General features: G+C 65.5%; 5 protein-coding genes. 2 read left to right on the top strand and 3 right to left on the bottom strand.

Annotation, left to right across the window (positions count from 1 at the left end; all coding sequences use genetic code 11):
- On the top strand, positions 1-492 hold a 492-nt coding region (locus JNK68_09875; protein MBL8540665.1), incomplete at its 5' end, for a transporter.
- Positions 493-498: 6 nt separating this feature from the next.
- Here the strand turns inward: JNK68_09875 and JNK68_09870 are convergent.
- Positions 499-744, bottom strand: coding sequence for a hypothetical protein (locus tag JNK68_09870; protein ID MBL8540664.1), 246 nt, complete (start codon positions 742-744; stop codon positions 499-501).
- 300 nt (positions 745-1,044) lie between these two features.
- On the opposite strand from JNK68_09870, the gene JNK68_09865 reads away from it, so the two are divergent.
- Positions 1,045-1,791: an OmpA family protein gene (locus JNK68_09865; protein MBL8540663.1), complete on the top strand. Its 747-nt coding sequence runs from the start codon at positions 1,045-1,047 to the stop codon at positions 1,789-1,791.
- A gap of 281 nt (positions 1,792-2,072) precedes the next feature.
- Here JNK68_09865 and JNK68_09860 read toward each other — a convergent pair whose 3' ends face one another.
- Positions 2,073-2,675 carry a membrane integrity-associated transporter subunit PqiC gene (locus JNK68_09860; GenBank protein MBL8540662.1) on the bottom strand — a complete coding sequence of 201 codons (603 nt, stop codon included), beginning with the start codon at positions 2,673-2,675 and terminating at the stop codon, positions 2,073-2,075.
- Positions 2,672-2,818: a hypothetical protein gene (locus tag JNK68_09855; protein ID MBL8540661.1), complete on the bottom strand. Its 147-nt coding sequence runs from the start codon at positions 2,816-2,818 to the stop codon at positions 2,672-2,674. Before JNK68_09855 ends, JNK68_09860 begins: the two co-directional genes overlap by 4 nt.
- Positions 2,819-2,843 lie beyond the last annotated feature (25 nt).

The following is a 2,843-nucleotide window of genomic DNA, read 5'->3' as shown; positions in this document are numbered from 1 at the left end:
GACCTGATCGTCGGCGCGAGCCTGCAGGTGTCGGCGCCTGCGGGTCAGTACGACCCGAGCAAGCTGGTCAACATCGGCACGAACCGCTGGTCCTTCAAGCCGGAAGTCGGCATTTCCCAGGCGCTGGGGCAATGGACGCTGGAATTCCAGGCGGCTGCGACCATCTTCACGGACAACAACGACTTCTACCGCGGCAACGCGCGTTCACAGGCTCCGATCTATTCGCTGCAAGGGCATGTGATCTACGGCTGGCGTTCGGGAATCTGGGGCTCGCTCGACGCGACCTACTTCACCGGCGGTCGTACGACGCTCAACGGTACGCTGAACGAGGACCTGCAGCAGAACTGGCGCATCGGGGGCACGCTCGCCTTCCCCGTCGACCCCCACAACTCCGTCAAGCTCTACGCGAGCCGTGGCGTCTCTGCACGCACCGACAACAATTACAATCTGCTCGGCATCGCCTGGCAGTACCGCTGGGGCGCCGGACTGTAATCCGCTTCAGCTCTCGGTTGTCTCCAGGTCCCCGGCGTCGAGCGAACCGACGTTTTCTTCGAGCCAGGCCCGCCAGGCGTCTTCCGTCATCGGCGCGGCGATGCGCTCCAGATGCTCCCATCGTATCCGCCAGGTCCCGTCGGCAAGCGCCTCGACGGCGACGCGAGGCAGCGCACCCAGCCCGAAGCCTTCGATGCGCTCTTCCACCACCGCCTCGGCCTCATGCGGTGTCAACACACGATGTGCGTCCATTACGAAACCTCCTTTGGTTTCAACGCCAGCTCTAGGACAGCGCGCGAAGGGCCCTGATTCCAGGCTTTCGCCATGGCGCACCGCGCGAAATGTAAGTAATCTGTAAGTCCCCCGCCCTCACAATGCGGGCAATTGCGGTGGAATACGTGCCCTCCAGAACGCCGCTCGGCCGTGCGCCGAGCCGAAAACGAACGGCCTGACCACACGAGTTGCGCTCCCCTGTCCGACGCCGTGTGGCGGCGCCGAGTTCGCAGGTGGTCGTCGCATTCGGTCATCCTTTCCGGAGTCGGGAGAACGTTGATGAGAGAAACACAGGTTCGCATTGCTTCGAAGGTGCTGCTCGCCGCGGCGGGTTCCGCTGTCGTGCTGACGACGCAAGGGTGCATCGCCACGCGCGACTGGGTGCAAACCCAGATGCAGCCGGTTACCCAGCAGGTGTCGACGTACGACGAGCGCCTCACCCAGGCCGAGGGCAAGATCAGCAACCTGAGCGGGCGGCTTTCCGGTGTCGAAGGCACGCTGCGCGTGGTCGACGGCAAGAGCGAGCAGGCGCTGAACGCGCTCGCCAACCTCAAGGTCGAACGCCGCGTCGTGATCGACCTCAAGGAAGGTGCGACCTTCAGTCCCGGCTCGTCCAATCTGCCGAAGAAGGCGAAGAAGGAAATCGACGCGGTTCTCGGCGACCTCAAGACACAGCCCGGCGGACTCGATGCAACGACCATCGTCGTCGCCGGCCACACCGACAACGCAGGCAGCCCGGATTACAACTACGACCTCGGGCAACAGCGGGCGAAGGCGGTCGCGCAGTACGTCACCTCGAAGGCGTCGACCGACCCGCTGCAGGTGATTCCGGTGTCGTATGGGGAAAGCGCACCGCTTTCCACCAACAGCACGGCAAATGGCAGGGCGAAGAACCGCCGTGTGGAAATACTCGTCTACCGGGATGTCGTGACCTCACCCCTGACACCGACTCCGGCAGCCGCCGAAAAGGAGCCGGCTGAAACACCGCAGCCAGCACAACCGGCGAAGCTCAGTCAGAGCAAATGAGATTGTGACGTTGCCGCGGCGGCACAGGTCTGCCGCGGCAGTCAGCGCGCTGCGCGCCGCGGACGGCAGTGACGCGCGCTGCTCCCGGGTTCTTCTCGACCATCTTTCCGTCGTATCACGCTGCCTGCGCCGCGCGGCGCCCCTCTTGGGATTGATATTGATTGCCGCATCCGCGTCTGTATCCGCGGTGCAAATCGGCTCCTCGTCCGCCCGGATCGTGTCGCCCGCCCAGGGAGGCTGCTCCTGAAACAAACCTCCAGTCGTTCGTCATTCCGATCAATTCACGGAACGGCGAGTTTGAGTACAGCGCTGGCGATATCCGAGCCGAGCTGTGAGAGTGCTTTGGAGTGAGCGGCGGCCAGTAGCTCGTAGCCGGGGTCTGGGCTGGGTTCGGTGAGGGTCGTGCGCCCGCTCTGGCTCACCCCGTCGCGCGTGCGCCGCACGCTCCACACCGCAACGAGCAGCACCGCCGGCCCCGGGGGGGACTCGAAGCGCTGCACGCCGATCGCCACCCGGGACTGCGCCGCCTCGCCCGCCTGCTGCGCATAGAGGGTGACCTGCGGCGTGGCGAGCAGTACGACCAGGTCCTCCGCCACCACGCGGCCGATGTCGTCGGCCAGGGGCGCCGCCCAGCGATTGAATTCGTCCACCCGCACCTCGTTCGCTCCGCTGCTGAGCACAAACTGCGGGCGGTCGACGAGGGCCGGTATCGACACCGGACCCACCACCACCGACAGCGCTGCGGGTGTTGACAGGGACGCCTGCGGCGGTGCGCTCACCGCGCTTAAGCGGTAGAAGCGCGCCGCGGGCGACGCACAACCCGCAGCGAGCACACCCAGCAGTGCCCAGACGAGCACGCGCGCGACTTGGTGGTGGCCTCTCACGGTTGTTTCTCCTTGCCGCGGATCAGTGCCTCGGGGTGCTGCTCCAGGTAGTCGGTCAGCACGCGCAGCGAACGCGCCGCCCGCGTGAGCTCCTGCAGCATGTCGCGCAACTCCTGCTGCACCGGTGCGTCTTTCCCGACCATGGTCGTATCGGTGTTCTTCAGCACT

This window comes from Betaproteobacteria bacterium (assembly GCA_016791345.1).
In the GTDB taxonomy this organism is placed as follows: Bacteria; Pseudomonadota; Gammaproteobacteria; order Burkholderiales; family JAEUMW01; genus JAEUMW01.
Note: the sequence above shows the minus strand (reverse complement) of the source record. Positions and strands in the feature narration are given on the sequence as shown.

Coding starts and splice junctions, on each gene's coding strand:
- JNK68_09855 (MBL8540661.1), bottom strand. CDS start 2,818: ATGGTCGGGAAAGACGCACCGGTGCAGCAGGAGTTGCGCGACATGCTG.
- JNK68_09865 (MBL8540663.1), top strand. CDS start 1,045: ATGAGAGAAACACAGGTTCGCATTGCTTCGAAGGTGCTGCTCGCCGCG.
- JNK68_09870 (MBL8540664.1), bottom strand. CDS start 744: ATGGACGCACATCGTGTGTTGACACCGCATGAGGCCGAGGCGGTGGTG.